At 69.4% G+C, this 19,927-nt stretch carries 15 protein-coding genes and 1 riboswitch; of the genes, 9 read left to right on the top strand and 6 right to left on the bottom strand.

Annotated elements, in window-relative coordinates; genetic code table 11:
* Positions 1-14: 14 nt before the first annotated feature.
* The 4 genes from eda to zwf all read right to left on the bottom strand — a co-directional run bounded on the left by eda (position 15) and on the right by zwf (position 5,005).
* The gene (gene eda / locus ACVCMC_RS13190) at positions 15-671 is read right to left on the bottom strand and encodes a bifunctional 4-hydroxy-2-oxoglutarate aldolase/2-dehydro-3-deoxy-phosphogluconate aldolase (RefSeq protein ID WP_447097612.1); all 657 of its coding nucleotides are present in this window, start codon (positions 669-671) and stop codon (positions 15-17) included.
* 159 nt (positions 672-830) lie between these two features.
* The gene (edd, locus tag ACVCMC_RS13185; RefSeq protein ID WP_447097611.1) at positions 831-2,648 is read right to left on the bottom strand and encodes a phosphogluconate dehydratase; all 1,818 of its coding nucleotides are present in this window, start codon (positions 2,646-2,648) and stop codon (positions 831-833) included.
* 104 nt (positions 2,649-2,752) lie between these two features.
* Positions 2,753-3,466 (bottom strand): 6-phosphogluconolactonase, encoded by a 714-nt coding sequence (gene pgl / locus ACVCMC_RS13180; RefSeq protein WP_447097610.1) that lies wholly within the window; start codon positions 3,464-3,466, stop codon positions 2,753-2,755.
* A 75-nt stretch (positions 3,467-3,541) separates the two neighbouring features.
* The gene (zwf, locus tag ACVCMC_RS13175; RefSeq protein ID WP_395120872.1) at positions 3,542-5,005 is read right to left on the bottom strand and encodes a glucose-6-phosphate dehydrogenase; all 1,464 of its coding nucleotides are present in this window, start codon (positions 5,003-5,005) and stop codon (positions 3,542-3,544) included.
* Positions 5,006-5,403: 398 nt separating this feature from the next.
* Here zwf and ACVCMC_RS13170 point away from each other — a divergent pair, with 398 nt between their 5' ends.
* The 6 genes from ACVCMC_RS13170 (at position 5,404) to ACVCMC_RS13145 (ending at position 17,610) form a co-directional block, all read left to right on the top strand.
* On the top strand, positions 5,404-6,156 hold the full coding sequence (locus tag ACVCMC_RS13170; protein WP_136259285.1) for a GntR family transcriptional regulator: 753 nt from the start codon (positions 5,404-5,406) through the stop codon (positions 6,154-6,156).
* A 9-nt stretch (positions 6,157-6,165) separates the two neighbouring features.
* A complete protein-coding gene (locus tag ACVCMC_RS13165) occupies positions 6,166-7,197 on the top strand; it encodes an SIS domain-containing protein (RefSeq protein ID WP_447097609.1) in 1,032 nt (343 codons plus the stop codon).
* A 120-nt stretch (positions 7,198-7,317) separates the two neighbouring features.
* Positions 7,318-8,466: an N-acetylglucosamine-6-phosphate deacetylase gene (gene nagA, locus ACVCMC_RS13160; RefSeq protein ID WP_447097608.1), complete on the top strand. Its 1,149-nt coding sequence runs from the start codon at positions 7,318-7,320 to the stop codon at positions 8,464-8,466.
* Positions 8,467-8,577: 111 nt separating this feature from the next.
* A riboswitch (cobalamin riboswitch) is annotated at positions 8,578-8,808 on the top strand.
* Between the two features lie 123 nt (positions 8,809-8,931).
* Positions 8,932-10,797, top strand: coding sequence for a TonB-dependent vitamin B12 receptor (gene btuB, locus ACVCMC_RS13155; RefSeq protein ID WP_447097607.1), 1,866 nt, complete (start codon positions 8,932-8,934; stop codon positions 10,795-10,797).
* Positions 10,798-10,906: 109 nt separating this feature from the next.
* The gene (locus ACVCMC_RS13150) at positions 10,907-14,089 is read left to right on the top strand and encodes an efflux RND transporter permease subunit (RefSeq protein WP_447097606.1); all 3,183 of its coding nucleotides are present in this window, start codon (positions 10,907-10,909) and stop codon (positions 14,087-14,089) included.
* Positions 14,090-14,442: 353 nt separating this feature from the next.
* Positions 14,443-17,610, top strand: coding sequence for an efflux RND transporter permease subunit (locus tag ACVCMC_RS13145; RefSeq protein ID WP_447097605.1), 3,168 nt, complete (start codon positions 14,443-14,445; stop codon positions 17,608-17,610).
* 122 nt (positions 17,611-17,732) lie between these two features.
* On the opposite strand, the gene ACVCMC_RS13140 is transcribed toward ACVCMC_RS13145, so the two are convergent.
* The gene (locus ACVCMC_RS13140; RefSeq protein ID WP_395120879.1) at positions 17,733-18,059 is read right to left on the bottom strand and encodes a nucleotide pyrophosphohydrolase; all 327 of its coding nucleotides are present in this window, start codon (positions 18,057-18,059) and stop codon (positions 17,733-17,735) included.
* Positions 18,060-18,144: 85 nt separating this feature from the next.
* The gene (locus ACVCMC_RS13135) at positions 18,145-18,492 is read right to left on the bottom strand and encodes a hypothetical protein (protein WP_447097604.1); all 348 of its coding nucleotides are present in this window, start codon (positions 18,490-18,492) and stop codon (positions 18,145-18,147) included.
* Positions 18,493-18,816: 324 nt separating this feature from the next.
* Here ACVCMC_RS13135 and ACVCMC_RS13130 point away from each other — a divergent pair, with 324 nt between their 5' ends.
* The 3 genes from ACVCMC_RS13130 to ACVCMC_RS13120 are packed head-to-tail and all read left to right on the top strand — an operon-like array spanning position 18,817 to position 19,921.
* A complete protein-coding gene (locus ACVCMC_RS13130; RefSeq protein WP_447099500.1) occupies positions 18,817-19,293 on the top strand; it encodes a helix-turn-helix transcriptional regulator in 477 nt (158 codons plus the stop codon).
* Positions 19,290-19,709, top strand: a complete 420-nt coding sequence (locus ACVCMC_RS13125; protein WP_447097603.1) for a VOC family protein — start codon at positions 19,290-19,292, stop codon at positions 19,707-19,709. The genes ACVCMC_RS13130 and ACVCMC_RS13125 overlap by 4 nt, the downstream gene beginning before the upstream one ends.
* Complete coding sequence (locus tag ACVCMC_RS13120; protein ID WP_395120883.1) at positions 19,706-19,921, top strand: hypothetical protein; 216 nt, start codon at positions 19,706-19,708, stop codon at positions 19,919-19,921. Before ACVCMC_RS13125 ends, ACVCMC_RS13120 begins: the two co-directional genes overlap by 4 nt.
* The last annotated feature ends 6 nt before the right edge of the window (positions 19,922-19,927 follow it).

Below are 19,927 nucleotides of genomic sequence, written 5' to 3'. Positions count from 1 at the left end.
CCCGGCGCGACGCGTCAGCGCCGTTCCCGCAATTCATTCGCCTCGCGCGCCAGCAGCTCGATGCCGGCCCAGTCGCCTGCCGCCAGTTTGTCGGCGGGGGTGAGCCAGGAGCCGCCCACGCACAGCACGTTGGGCAAGGCCAGGAAATCCGTGGCGTTGGCGAGGCTGATGCCGCCGGTGGGGCAGAAGCGAATCTGCGGCAGCGGGCCGGCCCAGGCGCCGAGCAGCTTGTGGCCACCGGCGGGCACGGCGGGGAAGAACTTCAGGTGGCGGTAGCCGCGCTCGAGCAGGCTCATCGCCTCGCTGGCGGTGGCTGCGCCGGGCAGCAGCGGCAGCGTGCTGTCGTCGGCCGCATCGAGCAGGCGCGGCGAGATGCCGGGCGACACCGCGAAGCGGGCGCCGGCCGCTTGCGCCGCGCGCAGGTCGCCAGCGCCGAGCACGGTGCCGACCCCCACCGTGGCGCCTTCGACCTCCGCGGCGATCGCGCGGATCGCGTCCAGCGCCACGCTCGTGCGCAAGGTCACCTCGATCGCCGGCGCACCGCCGGCAACCAGCGCACGCGCCATCGGCACCGCGTCCCTCAGCGCATGGATCACCACCACCGGAATCACCGGCGCCAGGCGCATAGTGGCTTCGATCTGTTCCTGCTTCTGCTCGATGAGGCTGGTCATGACATGGCTCGGTGGGTTGATGATCGGCATTTTCGGCGCTGGGCGAGTGGAGAAGGCTGCGGACGCCTTGCGCGGTGTAGGGCGGGCACTGCCCGCCGCTGCCGTTTGGCCGCGAAGTCGGGAGAAAAAGGCCGGCGGGCAATGCCCGCCCTACATCGCCTATAGCACCCCCGCGCCGAAATCGGCGCTGGTGGCGGCCTGCCGGAACAGGCCGAACAGCTCACGGCCCATGCCGGTGTGGTCGTGCGACAGGTCGGCGAGGTGCGGCAGGCGGGCGTCCAGTTCGTCCGTCTCGACAAGGACGTCCAGACGTCCATTTGCAGCGTCGAGCCGGATCATGTCGCCATCGCGGATCTTCGCGATGTTGCCACCGGCGACCGCCTCGGGCGTCACGTGAATCGCCGCCGGCACGCGGCCGGAAGCCCCGGACATGCGCCCGTCGGTGAGCAGGGCGATGCGGTGGCCGCGGTCCTGCAGCACCGCCAGCGTGGGGGTGAGCTTGTGCAGCTCGGGCATGCCGTTGGCGCGCGGACCCTGGAAGCGCACCACCGCCACGAAATCGCGGTTGAGCTCGCCGCGCTGGTAGGCGCCGGCGACCTCGTCCTGGTCGTTGAACACGATCGCCGGCGCCTCGATCAGCAGGCGATCCTCCGGCACCGAGGAGACCTTGATCACGGCGCGGCCGAGGTTGCCGTCGAGCAGGCGCAAGCCGCCGTCGGGGCGGAACGGCTCGTCCACGCCGCGCAGCACGCCACGGTTGCCGCTCTGCTTCGGCACGGGTTTCCAGCGCAGCGTGCCGCTGTCGTCCAGATACGGTACCTGCGCGTAGCCCTCCAGGCCGGTGCCGAAGATGGTCTTGACGTCGCCGTGCAGCAGGCCGGCGCCGAGCAGCTGGTCGATCAGGAAGGCCATGCCGCCGGCGTCGTGGAACTGGTTCACGTCGGCGTAGCCGTTCGGATAGACGCGCGCCAGCAGCGGGATCACCCCGGACAGCGCGTCGAAATCGTCCCAGCGCAACTGGATGCCCGCGGCCTGCGCCATCGCCACCAGGTGCAGCAGGTGGTTGGTCGAGCCGCCGGTAGCGTGCAGCCCGATCACGCCGTTGATGATGGCGCGCTCGTCGAGATGGTGGCCGAGCGGCAGGTAATGTCCGCCCAGCGCGCTGTTGGCGGCGACGCGGCGCACCACCTCGGCGGTGAGCGCGTCGCGCAGCGGCGTGTCCGGCGCGGTGAAGCTGGCGCCGGGCAGGTGCAGGCCCATGATCTCCATCAGCATCTGGTTGGAGTTGGCGGTGCCGTAGAAGGTGCAGGTGCCGGCGGTGTGGTATGACGCGGCCTCCGCCTCGAGCAATTCGGCCTTGCTCGCCTTGCCGTCGGCGAACGCCTGGCGCACTTTCGACTTCTGTTCGTTGGGGATGCCGCTGGGCATCGGGCCGCTGGGCACGAAGGCCGCGGGAAGATGACCGAAGCTGAGCGCGGCGATCAGCAGGCCCGGCACGATCTTGTCGCAGATGCCGAGGAACAGCGCGCCGTCGAACATGTCGTGCGACAGCGCCACCGCGGTGGCCAGCGCGATCACGTCGCGCGAGAACAGCGACAGCTGCATGCCAGCGCGGCCTTGCGTGATGCCGTCGCACATCGCCGGCACGCCGCCGGCGACCTGCGCGGTGAAGCCGGCGTCGCGCGCGATCTGCCGGATCAGCGCGGGATAGCGCTCGTACGGCTGGTGCGCCGAGAGCATGTCGTTGTAGGCGGTGACGATGGCCAGGTTGGCGCGGTGGCCGTTGCGCAGCGCGTCCTTGTCTTCGCTGCCGCACGCGGCGAACCCGTGCGCAAGGTTGCCGCAGGACAGGTGCCCGCGCCGCGGCCCGCTGCGATCCACCGCGTCGATCCGCGCGAGATACGCCGCGCGCGTCTCGCGGCTGCGTTCGCGCAGGCGTTCGGTGACTTCGGCGACGACGGGATGCAGCGTGGTCATGATTCAAATCCAGAAATGAGTGAAGACGAGTGAGAAACGAGAGACGGCGGGAGTGGCGGGTGTGGTTCACTCATTTCTCACCCCTCCCCACTCGTTTCTCGCTCTCAAGGGCACCAGTACACCGCCACCGGCACGCGTTGCTGGGTCAGCACGGCGCGCACCGGATAGTCGCGCGCGGCACCCAGGCCAAGCCGCGCGTCGGCGAGTACGTCGCGCTTCTTCTCGCCGGCCACCAGCAGGTACAACGCGCGCGTTTGCAGCAGCGTGGGCAAGGTCAGCGTGATGCGCGGCTCGTCGGCACCGGGCGCGTGCATCGGCAGTACGCGCATGCTGCCGTGCGGGTCCAGCGCTTCGGCGAGGTGGTCGCCGCCGGGAAAGAACGAAGCGGTGTGGCCGTCGTCACCCATGCCCAACACCACCGCGTCGAACGGCAGCGGCAACGCGGCGATGCGTGCTTCGGCGCGGGCCAGGCCGGCCTCCGGACTGGCGTCGCCGGTGTACAGCGGAATGAATGGCGCCGCGGCAGCGGCGTGCTGCAGCAGGTGCGTATGCACCAGTCGCGCGTTGGAGCGCACATCGCTTTCGGGCACCCAGCGTTCGTCGACCAGGGTCACCTGCACCCTGGTCCAGTCCAGTGCCTGGCGCGACAGCTGCTCGAAGAAATCCTTCGGCGTGCTGCCGCCGGAGACCGCCAGCACGGCCTGGCCGCGTTGCGCCAGGCCGTCGCGCAGGCGTTCGGCCACGCGCTCGGCCAGCGCCACGGCTTGCGCCTGGCATCCGGTGAAGCTGTGGGTGGTGACGTTGGTGGGTGCGGACATGGCGGGTTCGATCGGCGGCGAGGTGATGCGTTCCAGTGTGGTTGGGGCGGCGCAGGCAGCAGGTGAAGTGCGCGCCTATTCGTTGTCGTCGTGCCAGGTGCGGCCGTCGCGCTCGATCAGCGCCACCGACGCGCTCGGCCCCCAGCTGCCGGCCGCGTACGGCCGCGGCGCTTCGCCGCTGTCGCTCCACGCGGCCAGGATGGGGCCGGCCCAGCGCCAGGCCGCTTCCACTTCGTCGCGGCGCATGAACAAGGTGGGATTGCCGCGCACCACGTCCAGCAGCAGGCGTTCGTAGGCGTCGGGCTGCGACACGCCGAACGCCTCGGCGAAGCTCATGTCCAACGGCACGTGGCGCAGGCGCAGGCCGCCGGGGCCGGGGTGCTTGATGGTCAGCCACAGCTTCACGCCCTCGTCCGGCTGCAGCCGCAGCACCAGCCGGTTCTGCGCCAGCGAGCCGGAGGCGGCGTCGAAGATGGAATGCGGCACCGGCTTGAAGGTCACCGCGATCTCCGACACCCGATGCGCGAGGCGCTTGCCGGTGCGCAGGTAGAACGGCACGCCGGCCCAGCGCCAGTTGCCGATCTCGGCTTTCAGCGCGACGAAGGTCTCGGTATCGGATTTCGCGTTGCCCAGTTCCTCGCCGTAGCCGGGCACGCTGGCGCCCTCGGCCACGCCGGCGCGGTACTGGCCGCGCACGGTGAGCTGGCCGGCGTTGCTCGCGTCGATGGGCTTGAGCGAGTGCAGCACCTTGAGCTTCTCGTCGCGCACCGCGTCCGGCGCCAGCGACGAGGGCGGTTCCATGGCCACCATGCACAGCAGTTGCAGCATGTGGTTCTGCACCATGTCGCGCAGCGCGCCGGCGCGGTCGTAATAGGCGCCGCGGTGGCCCACGCCGAGCGTCTCGGCCACGGTGATCTGCACGTGGTCGATGTGCGCGGAGTTCCACAGCGGCTCGAACAGCGCGTTGCCGAAGCGCAGCACCAGCAGGTTCTGCACCGTCTCCTTGCCGAGGTAGTGGTCGATGCGGAAGGTCTGGGTTTCGTCGAACACCTGGCCCACCGCATCGTTGATCCGGTTGGCGCTGTCCAGGTCGCGGCCGATGGGCTTCTCCAGCACCACGCGCGACTTGCCCTGGTTCAAGCCGTAATGGCCCAGCCGCTTGCAGATGTCGACGAACAGTTCGGGCGAGGTCGACAGGTAGAACACCCGCACGTGGTCGGGCTCGGCGCCGATGAAGGCGGCGAAATCGTCCCAGCCCTCGTCCTTGCGCGCATCCAGCGGACGGTAGAACACCTGCTGCAGGAACTCGTCCAGCTGGCGGGCATCGCAGATCGCGATCAGCGCCTCGCGCAGTTGCGCGCGATAGCCGGCGTCGTCCAGCGCCTCGCGCGCCACGCCGACGATGCGGCTGCTGGGCGGCAATTGGTGGTCGAGAAAACGGTGGAACAGCGCCGGCAGCAATTTGCGCGCGGCGAGATCGCCGGTGCCGCCGAAAATCACCAGGTCGAATGGCTCGACGGTTTGGGGGGAAGCAGTCACGCGATCACCTCGACTCGATGCCGGCTGGCGGGCCGCGGCCGGATGCCGCTGCCCGGGTTTTTGCCGATGGTACCAGTGAAATACCAGAGCGACTACCCGGTTGCATACGAATTCATCGGCGGCCCCAGCAGAACGATCCGCAGGCAGTCCCGTCACCCCCGTTCTCCCTGAGCGCAGGCCGTTCCCGCAGGCCGTACGCGGGGAGCAGCCAGGGATGGCTGTGCCTTGGGAAGCAAGGAAGTCGAAGGGTCTGGTCACCCGGCGATGCACTTCGACCCCGCTCGCCGGCGCGAGCCACGCTCGGTGCGAACGGCTGGGGATGGCCGAGCGTTTGCTGGCGGGCATATCGCACCGTCATGGCTTGCGGCCGGTGGATCGCTATTGGTATGGTGCGCGCCATGGAAACCACCTTGTCCAAGGAATACCGCCGGATCTGCCGCGACCCGGCCAATCACCAGCCGCTGGCCTACCTGCGACTGCGCCAGGCGATCCGCAACGTGGTGCAGCAGCACGACGTCGAGCCGGGCCACGCGCTGCCCAGCGAACGCGACCTGGCGCTGGTGCTGAAGCTCTCGCGGGTCACCGTGCGCAAGGCGATCGCCGGCCTGGTCGAGGAAGGCCTGCTGACCCAGCGCCACGGCGCCGGCACCTTCATCGCCGAGCGCATCGTCAAGCCGATGTCGCGGCTGACCAGTTTCACCGAGGACCTGCGCGAGCGCGGACTGCGCCCGCGTTCGGAGTTCTTCGAGCGGGTGATCGGCGAGGTGACGCCGGAGGAGTCGATGGCGATGAACCTCTCGCCCGGCTCGCTGGTGGTGCGCCTGCATCGCCTGCGCTACGGGCAGGACGAGCCGCTGGCGATCGAGCGCAGCGTGGTGCCGGCCAGCGTGCTGCCCGATCCGATGCTGGTGCGCGACTCGCTGTACGAGGCGCTCGAACAACTCGGCTGCCGCCCGCGCCGCGCGCTGCAGCGCCTGCGCGCGGTGTCGCTGAACGCGCAGCAGGCGCGGCTGCTGCACGTGGCGGTGGGCAGCGCCGGCCTGAACATCGAACGGCGCAGCTTCCTCGACGACGGCCGCGTGGTCGAGTTCACCACCTCCTGGTATCGCGGCGACATCTACGACTTCGTCGCCGAATTGCACACCGACTGAAGGACAAGCATGAACGCCAGCGACACCCTGATGTTCCGCGAAGCGCAGGAATCGGCCGCGGTAGTGGCGCGCCAGCTTGCCGCCAACGAAGCGGTGGTGAGCGCGCTGGCGCAGTCGCTGCGCGAGGCGCCGCCACGCTTCATCGTCACCTGCGCGCGCGGCAGTTCGGATCACGCCGCGGCCTACGCCAAGTACGTGTTCGAGACGCAGCTGGGCATCGCCACCGCCTCGGCGTCGCCCTCGGTGAGCTCGGTGTATGCCGCCGAGCAGCAGTGGCGGGACGCGCTGTTCATCGCGATTTCGCAATCGGGCAAGAGCCCCGACCTGCTGCGCACCGCGGAGGCGGCGAAACGTGCCGGTGCGCGCGTGGTGGCGCTGGTCAACGTGGCCGATTCGCCGCTGGCCGCGCTGGCCGACACCGTGATTCCGCTGCACGCCGGGCCCGAGCGCAGCGTGGCGGCGACCAAGAGCTACCTCGCCGCGCTGGCCGCGGTGCTGCACCTGTGCGCGCGCTGGAGCGGCGACGCCGAACTCGACGCCGCGCTGCCGACCCTGCCCGACGCCTTGCGCAAGAGCTGGGATGCGGACTGGTCCAGCCTCCATGAAGGCCTCGTCGGCGCGCACAACCTGTTCGTGGTCGGCCGCGGCTTCGGCCTCGGCATCGCGCTGGAAGCGGCGCTCAAGTTCAAGGAAACCTGCGGCCTGCACGCCGAGGCGTTCAGCGCCGCCGAGGTGAAGCACGGCCCGATGGCGCTGGTCGGACCGGACTTCCCGGTGCTGTGCTTCGCCCAGGACGACGACACCCTGGCCAGCACGCTGGCGGTGGCGCGCGAGTTCCGCGGCCGCGGCGCGCAGGTCTTCGTTGCCGCGCCGGGCCAGCACGGCCCCGGCACGCTGCCGGTGCCCGGTGGCCTGCCCGCGCTGTGCACGCCGCTGCTGATCATCCAGAGCTTCTACCGCGCCGCCAGCGAGCTTGCGCTGCGCCGCGGTTTCAACCCCGACGTGCCGCCGCATCTGAACAAGGTCACGGAGACGGTTTGAGCATGCCGTAGGGCGGGCACTGCCCGCCGGCCTTTATTTTCGCGTGACGGGGAGCGGCGGGCAGTGCCCGCCCTACGAGGGTATTGCTCCTTCAGTCGCGCATCATCAACGGAATTCGCCATGCTTCACGTCCTCACCCACGCCCGCGTACTCACCCCCGACGGCTGGCGCGACGACTTAGCCGTGCTGCTCGACGGCGAGCGTATCGCCGACCTGCTGCCGCCATCCGATCCGCGCGTGGGCGCCGCGCAGGTGCACGACCTCGCCGGCGCCATGCTGCTGCCGGGCTTCATCGACGTGCAGGTCAACGGCGGCGGTGGCGTGCTGTTCAACGAGGCGCCGACGGTGGAGACGATCCGCCGCATCGGCGCGGCCCACCGGCGCTACGGCACCACCGGTTTCCTGCCGACCCTGATCAGCGATCGGGTCGAGGTGATGCGCGAAGCGCTGGCGGCGGTGGAACAGGCATTGGCCGAAGGCGTGCCGGGCCTGCTCGGCATCCACCTCGAAGGGCCGTACCTGGCGCCCGCCCGCAAGGGCGTGCACGACGCGAAGTACTTCCACGTACCCGGCGCCGACGAGCTGGCCTTGCTGTGCGCACCCCATCGCGGCATCCGGCTGGTCACGCTGGCCCCGGACCGGGTGCCGCCGGCGAGCATCCGCGCGCTCGCCGCCGCCGGGGTGATCGTTTGCGCCGGCCACACCGCCGCCGACTACGAAACCACCCGCGCCGCACTCGATGCCGGCGTGCGCGGCTTCACGCATTTGTTCAACGCGATGACCCCGTTCGGCAGCCGCGAGCCGGGCGTGGTCGGCGCCGCGCTGGAAGATGCGGCGAGCTGGTGCGGCATCATCGTCGACGGCCACCACGTGCACCCGGCCAGCCTGCGTGTGGCGATCGCCGCCAAGGCCCGCGGCAAGATGCTGCTGGTCACCGACGCGATGCCGCCGGTCGGCGCCGACCGCCCCGACTACGTGCTCAACGGCGAAACCATCACCGTGAAAGACGGCATCTGCCAGACCGCCAGCGGCGTGCTCGCCGGCTCGGCGCTCGACATGGCCGCCGCCGTGCGCAACACCGTGCAGATGCTCGGCCTGCCGCTGGACGAGGCAGTGCGCATGGCCAGCACCTGGCCGGCCGAGTTCCTCGGTCTTGGCGCAAGCCGCGGCCGCATCGCGGCCGGCTGCCGCGCCGATCTGGTGGCGATGGACGATGCGTTGCGCGTGCAGCAAAGCTGGATCGGCGGCGAGGAGCGGGGCGAGAAGTGAGTGGAGAGGAGTGAGAGGTGAGAGAGAGCCAGCACCACGCCTCGACCCGCCTTTTCTCGTTTCTCACCCCTCCACTCACTCCCGCACCATTGCCCGAATGGGCGTCCGCCGCTACAGTGACGCGGTTCAGGTGTCCCGACGGTTCAACGCCCAAGGGATGAAACGGGAAGCCGGTGCGTGGTGTGCGAACACTGCAAGGCCGGCGCTGCCCCCGCAACGGTAAGCGAAAGACACGAACGGCGAAGGCCACTGTGCGATGCACGGGAAGGCGCCGTTCGCGGCGAGCGGAATCACCGCCCGCCACTCGCGAGCCCGGAGACCGGCCTGGACGCTCCTTGGTGGCTCGCGGTGGGCGAGGCCGGACCACGGCCTGTCTGTCCGTCGTTCCGTCCCCGCTTTTTCGCCCGGCTGCCATTCCCTCTGGACATGCGGCCGTGCGCGGGTGCGCGGCGAAGGAAAACGAAGATGAAGAAGACCTTGCTGGCCAGCTTGCTGCTGGCCTGCGCCACCGGTGCCGGCGCGACCGGGCAGGACCCATCCGGGCAGGACCGCGCCATTTCGCTGGAGCCGGTGATCGTCACCGCCACGCGCACGCCGATCGACATCGGCGACTCGCTGTCGTCGGTGAGCGTGATCAGCCGCGCCGACATCGAGCGGCTGCAGCCGGTGTCGATCGCCGACCTGCTGACCGGCCTGCCCGGCGTGAGCTTCGCCAACGCCGGCGGCTACGGCCAGCAGACTTCGCTGTTCCTGCGCGGCGCCAATTCCACCCACACCCTGCTGCTGGTCGATGGCGTGCGGGTGGCTTCGGTCAGCGCGGGGCTGGCCGCGTTCGAGCAGATTCCGGTGGAGCAGATCGAACGCATCGAGATCGTGCGCGGCCCGCGCTCCAGCCTCTACGGCGCCGATGCGATCGGCGGCGTGATCCAGATCTTCACCCGCCGCGGCTCGCGCGACGGCGGCCTCGAACCGTCGCTGGCGCTCACCGCCGGCACCGACAGGCTGTTGCGCGGCCAGCTCGGGCTGTCCGGCGGCAGCGAACAGGGCTGGTACAACCTGGGCGCGGGCAGCCAGTACACCGGCGGCATCAACACCTGCCGCGTCGGCGCCGCCGCGGCCTTCGCCGGCTGCTTCACCGACGAGCCGGATCGCGATCCGTCGCGCAACAAGAACCTCAGCGCCAGCGGCGGCTACCGCTGGGACAACGGTGCCGAACTGACCGGCACCTGGCTGCGCAGCCTGGGCGAGGCGCATTTCGACGGCAGCTACCAGAACCGCTGGCGCACCGTGCAGCAGGTCGCCGGTTCGACCTTCGGCTTCCGTCCGCTGCAGGCGTGGAAGAGCACGCTCAGCGTGGGCCAGAACCTGGACCGCTACGACAACTACGAGAACGCGAGCTTCGTCGGCTACATCTATTCGCGCCGCAACCAGGCCTCGTGGCAGAACGACATCAACCTGGCCGCGGACCAGCTGCTGACGCTCGGCGTCGACTGGCAGGGCGAGCACATCGACAGCGACACCGGCTTTCTCGCCACCCGCCGCCACGACACCGGCGCGTACGCGCAGTACCAGGCCACGTTCGGGCCGAACGAGCTGGCGCTCTCCGCGCGGCGCGACAGGAACAGCCAGTACGGCCACCACGACACCGGCGCGCTGGCCTGGGGTTATCACTTCGACAGCGGCGTGAAGCTCACCGCCAGCTACGGCAGCGCCTTCCACGCGCCCACCTTCAACGATCTCTACTACCCCTACGGCAGCGGCAATCCGGACCTGAAACCGGAGACTTCGCGCAGCGCCGAGCTGGGCCTGAGCCGGCAGCACGATGGCTGGAACTGGGCGCTGAACGCCTACCAGACGCGCATCGACCAGCTGATCGCGCTGGACAGCCAGTACTTCCCGCGCAACATCAGCAAGGCGCGCATCCGCGGCGTGGAAGGCCAGTTCGGCGCCCGGCTCGGCGGCTGGCAGCTGCAGAGCTACCTGACCTGGCTGCAGCCGCGCAACGAGGATGGCGGCCCGAACGACGGCAACGTGCTGCCGCGCCGCGCCGAGCAGACGGCGCGCATCGACCTGGACCGCCGCTACGGCGCCTTCGGCGTCGGCGCCACGTTCAACGCCGCCGGGCACCGCTATGACGATGCGGCCAACGCACACCGACTGGGCGGTTACGCCACCACCGACCTGCGTGCGAGCTGGCAGTTCGACCGCGCCTGGCAACTGGAGGCGCGCCTGGCCAATGCGTTCGACCGCCACTACGAAACGGTCTGGTACTTCAACCAGCCCGGGCGCGAGCTGCTGCTGACCCTGCGTTACAGCCCCGCCGCGCGTTGATCGGCGGGGTGGCGGGCACTGCCCGCCGCTCCCGCGGCCGCCGGCATGCCGCAGGTCACTGCCGTCGGCCGGACCGGTGCCGTTATGCTTGGGCGACAGGGAGAGCCACGTGAACGCATTCGCACCGATGATCCGCCGCCCGGTCGGCACCTCGCTGCTCGCCATCGGCCTGATGATCGCGGGCGTGTGGGCCTATCTGCTGATCGGCGTGGCGGCGTTCCCGTCGATCGAGTTTCCCGGCGTGGCGGTGGTGGCGGGCATGCCCGGCGCCAGCGCGCAGACCATGGCCACCACGGTGATGGCGCCGCTGGAACGGCACATCGGGCGCATCCCGGGCGTGCAGTTCATGTTCTCCAGCGCCAGCGAAGGGCGCGCGCAGATCCAGGTGCTGTTCAAGTACGGGCGCTCCACCGATGCGGCTGCGCGCGACGTGCAGGCGGCGCTCAATGCCGCCGCCGCCGACCTGCCGCCGGGCATGCCGGCACCGCCGCAGTACTTCAAGTTCGATACCTCGACCATCCCGGTGCTGCTGGTCACGCTGACTTCCAGCAGCCTGCCGCCGGACCGCCTCTACGACCTCACCGACACCCTGCTCAAGCCCGCGGTGGCGCAGATCCCCGGCGTGGCGCAGGTGCAGGTCGGCGGCGGCACCCCGCACGCGGTGCGCATCGCGCTGAACGCCAACGCGCTGGCGATCAAGGGCATCACCACCAACCAGGTCGCCAACGCGCTGCGCGCGGCCAACGTCACCTCGCCGCAGGGCATCCTCAGCGACGGCGTCAGCCAGATGACGGTGACCGCCAACGACGCGCTGCACACGCCGGCGGATTTCGCCAGCCTGGTGATCGCCAGCAACAACGGCGTGCCGGTCCGGCTGGCCGACGTGGCCACGGTGAGCGGCGGGCAGCAGGACCAGTACGCCGCGGCCTGGTTCAACGGCACCCGCGCGGTGACCCTGCAGATCAGCAAGCGTCCGGACGCCAACGCGATCGCCGTGGTCAAGGCGATCCGCGCGGCGCTGCCCGGGCTCAGCCACGTGTTGCCCGCCGACGTGAAGATCACCCCGATCTTCGACCTCACCCCGACGACAGAATCGGCGCTGCACGAGGTCGAGGTGGCGCTGGGCATGAGCATCGTGATGGTGGCGCTGGTGATGCTGCTGTTCCTGCGCCGGCTGCGGCCGACCCTGATCGCCATGCTCAGCGTGCCGCTGTCGCTGGCCGGCGCGCTGATCGTGATGTGGATGCTCGGCTTCACCCTGAACATCTTCTCGCTGGTGGCGCTGGTGCTGTGCGTGGGTTTCGTGGTGGACGACGCGATCGTGGTGATCGAGAACATCGTGCGCCACATCGAGCAGGGCATGGCGCCGCTGCAGGCGGCGCTGACCGGCGTGCGCGAGATCGGTTTCACGGTGGTGTCGATCACGCTGTCGCTGATCGCCGTGTTCGGGCCGATGGTGTTCGGCGACAACATGTTCACCATGCTGATGCGCGAGTTCGCGGTGACCCTGGTGGCCACCATCGTGATCTCGGCGGTGGTCTCGCTCACCCTCACCCCAGCCCTGTGCGGGCGCAGCCTGGTGCACGAGCCGGAGGGCAGCCGCACGCCCGGGCGGCTGGAGCGGCTGGCCGAGCGCTTCGATGGCTGGCTGCTCGCGCAGTACCGGCGCGCGCTGGACTGGTCGATGCACCACCGCCGCCTGATGCGCTGGCAGCCCGCCGTGCTGCTCGTGCTCACCGGCGTGCTGGCGGTGCTGGTGGTGATGACCGCCGGCGGCGGCCTGATGCCGAAGGAGGACACCGGCCTGGTGCAGGTGCAGATCACTGCCGGCCCGAACATCTCGCCGACCCGGCTGACCACGCGCTCACGCGAGGTGGCCGCGGTGTTCCAGGCCGACCCGGCGGTGCTGGACGTATCCACCATCGTCAACGGCGGCAACGGCGCGCACCTGTTCGTCGACCTCAAGCCGCTGGGCGATCGGCCGGACGATCGCCACGTCACGGTGCAGCAGGTGGTCGACCGCCTCGCCGCCCACTTCAAGGGCGTCACCGACCTCGACGTGGCGGTGTCCGCGGTGCAGTTCTTCGGTGGTGGCGGTGGCGGCGGCCTGGGCGGCGGCAATGTCGGGCGCTACTCGTTCCAGCTCGACAGCCTGGACGGCACGCCGCTGCAGGAACCCACCCTGCATCTCGAACACGTCATGCGCGGCATGAAGCAGTTCAAGGATGTCACCAGCAGCTTCGACGGCATCGGCACCCAGCAGATGGTGCAGGTCGACCGCGCCGCCGCCGCGCGGCTGCAGGTGAGCATGGGCCAGATCGACTCGGCGCTGTACAACGCGTTCGGGCAGAACCAGATCTCCACCATCTATTCGGACATCAACCAGTACCGCGTGGTGCTGACCGCCGACCGCGGCGACGAGCTGAGCCCGCAGGGATTGCTCGGCACCTATGTGCGCAGCAGCCGCGGCGAGATGATCCCGCTCTCCGCGCTGGCCACGATCCAGCCGCACCTGGCACCGGCCACGGTCAGCCACTTCAACCAGCTCGAATCGGCCTCGATCAACTACAACCTGGCCGAGGGCATCACCCCGGCGGAAGGCCTGAAGCTGGTCGACCAGGCGATCTTCGCCGCCGCGCTGCCGAACGGCATCCAGCGCAAGTACACCGGCGAGAACCAGAACCTGGTCGACGCGCTGAGCGACGTGCTGTTGCTGCTGCTGGCGGTGATCCTGGTGATGTACGTGGTGCTGGGCGTGCTGTACGAGAGCCTGATCCACCCGCTGACCATCCTCTCCACCCTGCCCGCCGCCGGCATGGGCGCGTTCCTCGCCATGCTGGTGACCCACACCCAGCTGACCCTGATGTCGGTGATCGCGGTGCTGATGCTGATCGGCATCGTCAAGAAGAACGCGATCCTGATGGTCGATTTCGCCCTGGTCGCCGAACGCGAGCGCGGCCTGTCGCCGCCCGAGGCCATCCGCGAGGCCGCGCTGGTGCGCTTCCGCCCGATCACCATGACCACCCTGGTGGCGATGGGCGCGGCGCTGCCGCTGGCGGTGGGCTTCGGCTACGGCTCGGAGCTGCGCCAGCCGCTGGGCATCGCGATCCTCGGCGGCCTGCTGGTGTCGCAGCTGCTGACCCTGTTGAGCACGCCGGCGATCTACCTGTGGCAGCACGACCACCGCGAGCGCAAGGCGGTGCAGAAGCGCATCCGCGATGAATTCCGCCGTGGCCGCCAGCCGCCACCGATGCCCGCCGTGCCCAAGGGCATGCCGGCGCTGCCCAAGTAGCGGGGATTAGGGATTCGGAAGAGCGACGTGCGGCTCGTAGGGCGGGCACCGCCCGCCGGCTCTCGCATCGTCGCGGCAAAACGGCGGGCAGTGCCCGCCCTACGTGCCCCCGCCGCTCGGGGTGAGCGGAGCCAGGCCCGACCTGGTCGCTCACCGGGGTTGCCTTCTCGAACCCCGAATCCCGATCCGGGCCCCTGCCTTCCGGCACGGTGCGTACTTCAGGCACATACGCCCACAGATACCCGGTGGCATAAAGCCGCCATGAAAGAAACTCCCCTGCCCATCGCTGGTCTTGCGTACCTGGGGCGCGCGTGCGCCTTGCGCCGCGCCGACCTGCTGCCGTGGGTACTCGCGTGAACATATTCGCCCCGTTGATCCGCCGCCCGGCCGGCACCTCGCTGCTTGCCGTCGGCCTGGTGCTGGCCGGGCTGTGGGCTTACCTGCTGCTCGGCGTGGCGGCGCTGCCCTCGCTGGACTTCCCCGGTGTCTACGTGGTGGCGAACATGCCCGGCGCCAGCGCGCAGACCATGGCCAACACGGTGATGGCGCCGCTGGAACGCCATCTTGGCCAGATCCCCGGCATCGACGACATGTACGGCAACGCCAACGAAGGCGCGGTGGGGATCGGCGTGCGCTTCAACTTCAGCCGCACCGCCGACAGCGCAGCGCGGGACGTGCAGGCGGCGCTGAATGCCGCGGCGGCCGACCTGCCCGCGGGCATGCCTTCGCCCCCGCAGTACTTCAAGTTCGATACCTCGCAGATCCCGATCCTCTTCATCACCCTGACCTCCGAGGGCATGCCGCAGGACAAGCTGTTCGACCTGGCCGACACCTTGCTGAAACCCGCCGTCGCGCAGATCGACGGCGTGGCCCAGGTGCAGGTGTTCGGCGGCACCCCGCACGCGGTGCGCATCGACCTGGACAACCGAGCGCTGGCCGCCAAGGACCTCACCGCCAACGACGTCGCCAACGCGTTGCGCGCAGCCAACGTCAACTCGCCGCAGGGCATCATCAGCGACGGTCGCACGCAGATGACGGTGAGCGCCAACGACGGCCTGCGCGAGCCGGCCCAGTTCGCCGACCTGCTGATCGCCGAGCGCAACGGCGCGCCGGTGCGGCTGTCCGACGTGGCGCATGTCTACTCCGGCCAGCAGGATCAATACCAGGCGGCGTGGTTCAACGGCGCGCGCACGGTCGGCCTGCAGATCACCAAGCGGCCGGAGGCGAACGCGGTGGCCACGGTGGCGGCGATCCGCGCGCGTCTGCCGCAACTGGCCGCCTCGCTGCCCTCTGACGTCAACATGCAGCCGGTGTTCGACCTCACCCAGACCACGCAGTCGGCGCTGCACGAGGTGAAGGTCGCGCTGCTGATCTCGATCGCGATGGTGGCGCTGGTGATGCTGGTGTTCCTGCGCCGGCTGCGGCCGACCCTGATCGCCATGCTCAGCGTGCCGCTGTCGCTGGCCGGCGCGTTCGTGGTGATGTGGATGCTCGGCTACACCCTGAACACCCTGTCGCTGGTGGCGCTGGTGCTGTGCATCGGCTTCGTCGTCGACGACGCGATCGTGGTGATCGAGAACATCGTGCGGCACATGGAGCAGGGCATGGCACCGCTGCCGGCGGCGCTGACCGGCGTGCGCGAGATCGGTTTCACCGTGGTCTCGATCACGCTGTCGCTGGTGGCGGTGTTCGCGCCGCTGCTGTTCGGCAACAACATGCTGATCATGCTGCTGCGCGAGTTCTCGGTGACGCTCACCGCCGCGGTGGTGATCTCGGCGATCGTCTCGCTCACCCTCACGCCTGCGCTGTGCGGCCACCTGCTCAAGCACGAGCCGGTGCCGGCGCCCCCGCCGGGGCGCATCGAGCGGGCAGTGGAGCGTTTCGATCGCGGCCTGCTGCGGATGTACGAAAGCGCGCTGGACTGGGCCATGCGCCATCGCCGGCTGATGCGCTGGCAGCCGCTGCTGCTGCTGATCCTCACCTTCGCGCTGGGCGCGGCGGTGGTGAAGACCGCCGGCGGCACCTTCATGCCCGACGAGGACACCGGCCAGCTGCAGGTGGAGATCGACGCCGACGCCAACATCTCGCCCACCGTGCTGGCCGAGCGCGCGCGGCAGGTGCAGAAGATCATGCAGGCCGACCCGGCCGTGCTCGACCAGCTGACCCTGCTCGGCGGCAACGGTGCCGGCGGCGCGGTAGGCAACAGCGCGCAGATGTTCGTCGACCTCAAGCCGCGCGGCGATGGCCCGGGCGAGCGCGATGAAGGCATCAAGGCGGTGATCGAGCGCCTGTCGAAACAGTACGACCGCCTGCCCGACGTCAAGGTGTCGGTCAGCGCCTCGCAATTCCTCGGCGGCGGCGGCAGCGGCGACCGCGGCGGCCAGTACGAGTTCCAGCTCACCAGCACCCAGGGCAGCGACCTGCAGCCATGGGCGTTGAAGATGGTGCGCCAGTTGCGCACGCTGAAGGAGTTCCGCGACGTCAGCAGCCCGTTCGACCAGGTCGGCAAGCAGCAGCAGCTGCGCATCGACCGCGAGGCCGCCGCGCGGCTGCACGTCAGCGTGGGCGCCATCGACACCGCGCTGTTCAGCGCGTTCGGCCAGCGCCAGGTGTCGCAGATCTACTCCGACGTCAACCAGTACGCGGTGGTGCTCAACGCCAGCCCGAACGAGAACCTGAGCCCGCAGTCGCTGCTGAACATCCGCGTGCGCAGCGAGCAGGGCAAGATGATTCCGCTTTCCGCGCTGGCCACCATGGAGCCGGCGATCAGCCCGCTGCGCGTGCGCCACCACAACCAGCTGCAGGCGGTGACCATCAGCTACAACCTGGCCAAGGACGTCACCCAGGATCGCGGCGTGGCGCTGGTCGACCAGGCCGCCTTCGCGCTGCACCTGCCGGATGGCGTCAAGGTGGAATACACCGGCGCCAACCAGCGCCTCAAGCAGGCGCAATCGAACGGCATGGTGCTGCTGCTCGGCTCGATCCTGGCCATGTACATCGTGCTGGGCATCCTCTACGAAAGCCTGGGCCACCCGCTGACCATCCTCTCCACCCTGCCCGCCGCCGGCGCCGGCGCGTTCCTGGCGATGCTGGTCACGCAGACGCAGCTGTCGCTGATGGCGATCATCGCGATCCTGATGCTGATCGGCATCGTCAAGAAAAACGCGATCCTGATGGTCGACTTCGCCCTGGTGCGCGAGCGCGAGCACGGCATGTCCGCGCCCGATGCCATCCGCGAAGCCGCACTGGTCCGCTTCCGCCCGATCACCATGACCACCCTGGTGGCGATGGGCGCGGCGATGCCGCTGGCGATCGGCTTCGGCATCGGCTCCGAAATGCGCCAGCCGCTGGGCATCGCCATCGTCGGCGGCCTGCTCGTCTCGCAGCTGCTGACCCTGCTCAGCACCCCGGCCATCTACCTGTGGAATCACGACCGCAAGATCCGCAAGGCGGCGCGCAAGGAGCGCAAGGCGGAGAAGAAGCGGTTGAAGGCGTTGGCGCGTCCGCAGCCCGCGGCCTGACCGCCGTGGACCGGGCGATCGAGCATTCGCGCGGCTCCCGCTGCGCGCGCCGCTACGGCGTTCGGTTTCTGCGGGGTGGCTGCGTCACGGAATCGTGCTCCAGGCGCGGGCCCGGGCGGTCGTCATGTGCGCAGTTCGCCGGCGACGTGATCGATCAGCTCCCTCGTGTTCCTGCAGTACTCCGCTTCCAGGTCGATCCCGCACTTGTCCGCCAGCACGATGATCGACCACAGGCAGTCCGACAACTCGTGGCCAAGCTTCGCCTTGCAGTCGTCGATCTTGCGGACCCCCGCGTTCGCCTGGATCAGCTTCGCCAGGTCGCCGACGTCGCCCATGAAACCCAGCGCCAGCTCCTGCGTGGTCCAGGCGCGTCCGTACATCCTGGTTTCCAGCTGCTCGTAGAGGTCGTTGAGCCGCAGCGCGGATTTTTCCAGATCGGAAAAGTTCATGGGGACTCCAGGTGAAGACAGCATCGAGCAGTACCGCGCGGGCTCGCTGGTGCGCAGGGCAAATGGCGGTGGGCCGCACTAGCCACTAGCCGCCCTTCGCATCCGTGGTTGCAGCTGTGCCGTCGGCAATATGGACCGTACTGCAAGACGGAAGCGTCTTGTTTGCCACGCAGCCACGCACATCGGCACCCGACGGCGGCGCACCGACGTCCACGGCGTAACCCTCGGGCACTTCCCTCGCGCGGCCGGTTGGCGTGCCGTCGACGAAGATGTTGAACGCACACACTCCGCTGGACGACTGGGTGCAGGTGAGCCGTGTTTCATTGTTCCCCACGGGATCGGCGCGGAACGAAATGGTGGAGGTGCAGCCGCCAACAACAAGCGCCAGCCCGATGACCACCAACCCCGAGATCCATGTATTTCGCTTGCTCACGGCACTTCTCCCTGGATGCCCCATGGGCAATGGTGCCACGCCCGAGACGACGATACGTGGCGTCGAGTGCCCGGAACAAGGACCGACTGGAGAACATGGCGAGACGCGCTTGCCGTGTCGCGAGGCCTGAGAAGCTTGGGGGTCAGCGGCGGATTCAACTCCCAAGTGCAGCGCGTTTGAGCAATCGCTCGAACACTTCTTGCGGTGTGCGATAGCCTAGCTGCCACGTGCCGCAGGATTCCGCCGCACTGTCCGGTTTAGTCATTCACCTTTCCGCCCGCTTCGCAAGGCCGGTGCATGGGCGTCACGCAGGGCACGAAGCCGATGGGCCAGAATCCCGAATTGTTGCGCCGCCTGCTGCGCGCGAAGGACCGGATGGACGCGGCCTCCCACGAGGAGTGGCCGGTCCGGCGGCTGGCGCAGGTGAGTGCGGTGTCGGCGGCGCACTTCGCGCGCGCCTTCCGAGAGGCGTTCGGCGTGCCGCCGCATCGCTATCTGCTCACGCGCCGGATCGAACGCGCCACGGCGCTGCTGCGCGATGGCGATCTGCCGGTCACCGAGATCGCGCTGCGGACCGGTTGGAACAGCATCGGCACGTTCGGGCGGATCTTCCGCGACATCACCGGCGAGAGTCCGGGCGAATTCCGCGCGCGCCAGCGCGCGATCGGGCATGGACACGGACATGTTCCGGAATGCTTCGTGCGCGCCGCGCACCGGCCCGACCTCAGGAGCGCAGTTTCGGAGAAGCGCCGCCGTGCGGCCCCCGGTAAAAAGGCACTCCAATCCACGGAGGTCCCATGACTCAAGGTGTCGATGTAGCCGGACTCTATGTCCGCGACCAGGATGAAGCGCTCGCCTTCTATGTCGGAAAGCTGGGCTTTGTCGTCAGTGCCGATGCGCGCAACGGCGACTATCGCTGGCTCACCGTGCAGCATCCGGAGCAGCCCTCGTTCCAGCTCGGTCTGTTCAGGCCGGGACCGCCGGTCCACGACGCGGCGACTGCGCAGACGCTCTGCGAGATGGTGGCCAAGGGTGCGATGCCGCCGTTGGTGTTGGCGGTGGACGATTGCCAGGCCGCTTTCGAGCGGCTGCAAACGCTGGGCGTGGAGTTCACGCAGGAGCCGATGCGCCGCTACGGCACCGTGGATGCAGGCTTCCGCGATCCCTCCGGCAATGGCTGGAAGATGATCGAGGCCAGGGCGAAGGGCGCGGCATGAGCGCGAGCCAGTGGATCCGCCAGAGCCACCGCTGGCTGTCGATCGTGTTCACCCTGACCGTGATCGCGAACTTCGCCTGGCGCGGGATGAGCCCGCACGAACCGCCGGCATGGCTGACCTATGCGCCGCTGCCGCCGCTGTTCGCGCAGTTGTTCAGCGGCCTGTACCTGTTCGCGCTGCCGTACGCCGCGGCAGCGCGCCGCAGGGCCTGAGGCCGC

The organism is Rhodanobacter sp. UC4452_H20, assembly GCF_052978205.1.
This window is presented reverse-complemented; position numbering and strand designations above follow the sequence as displayed.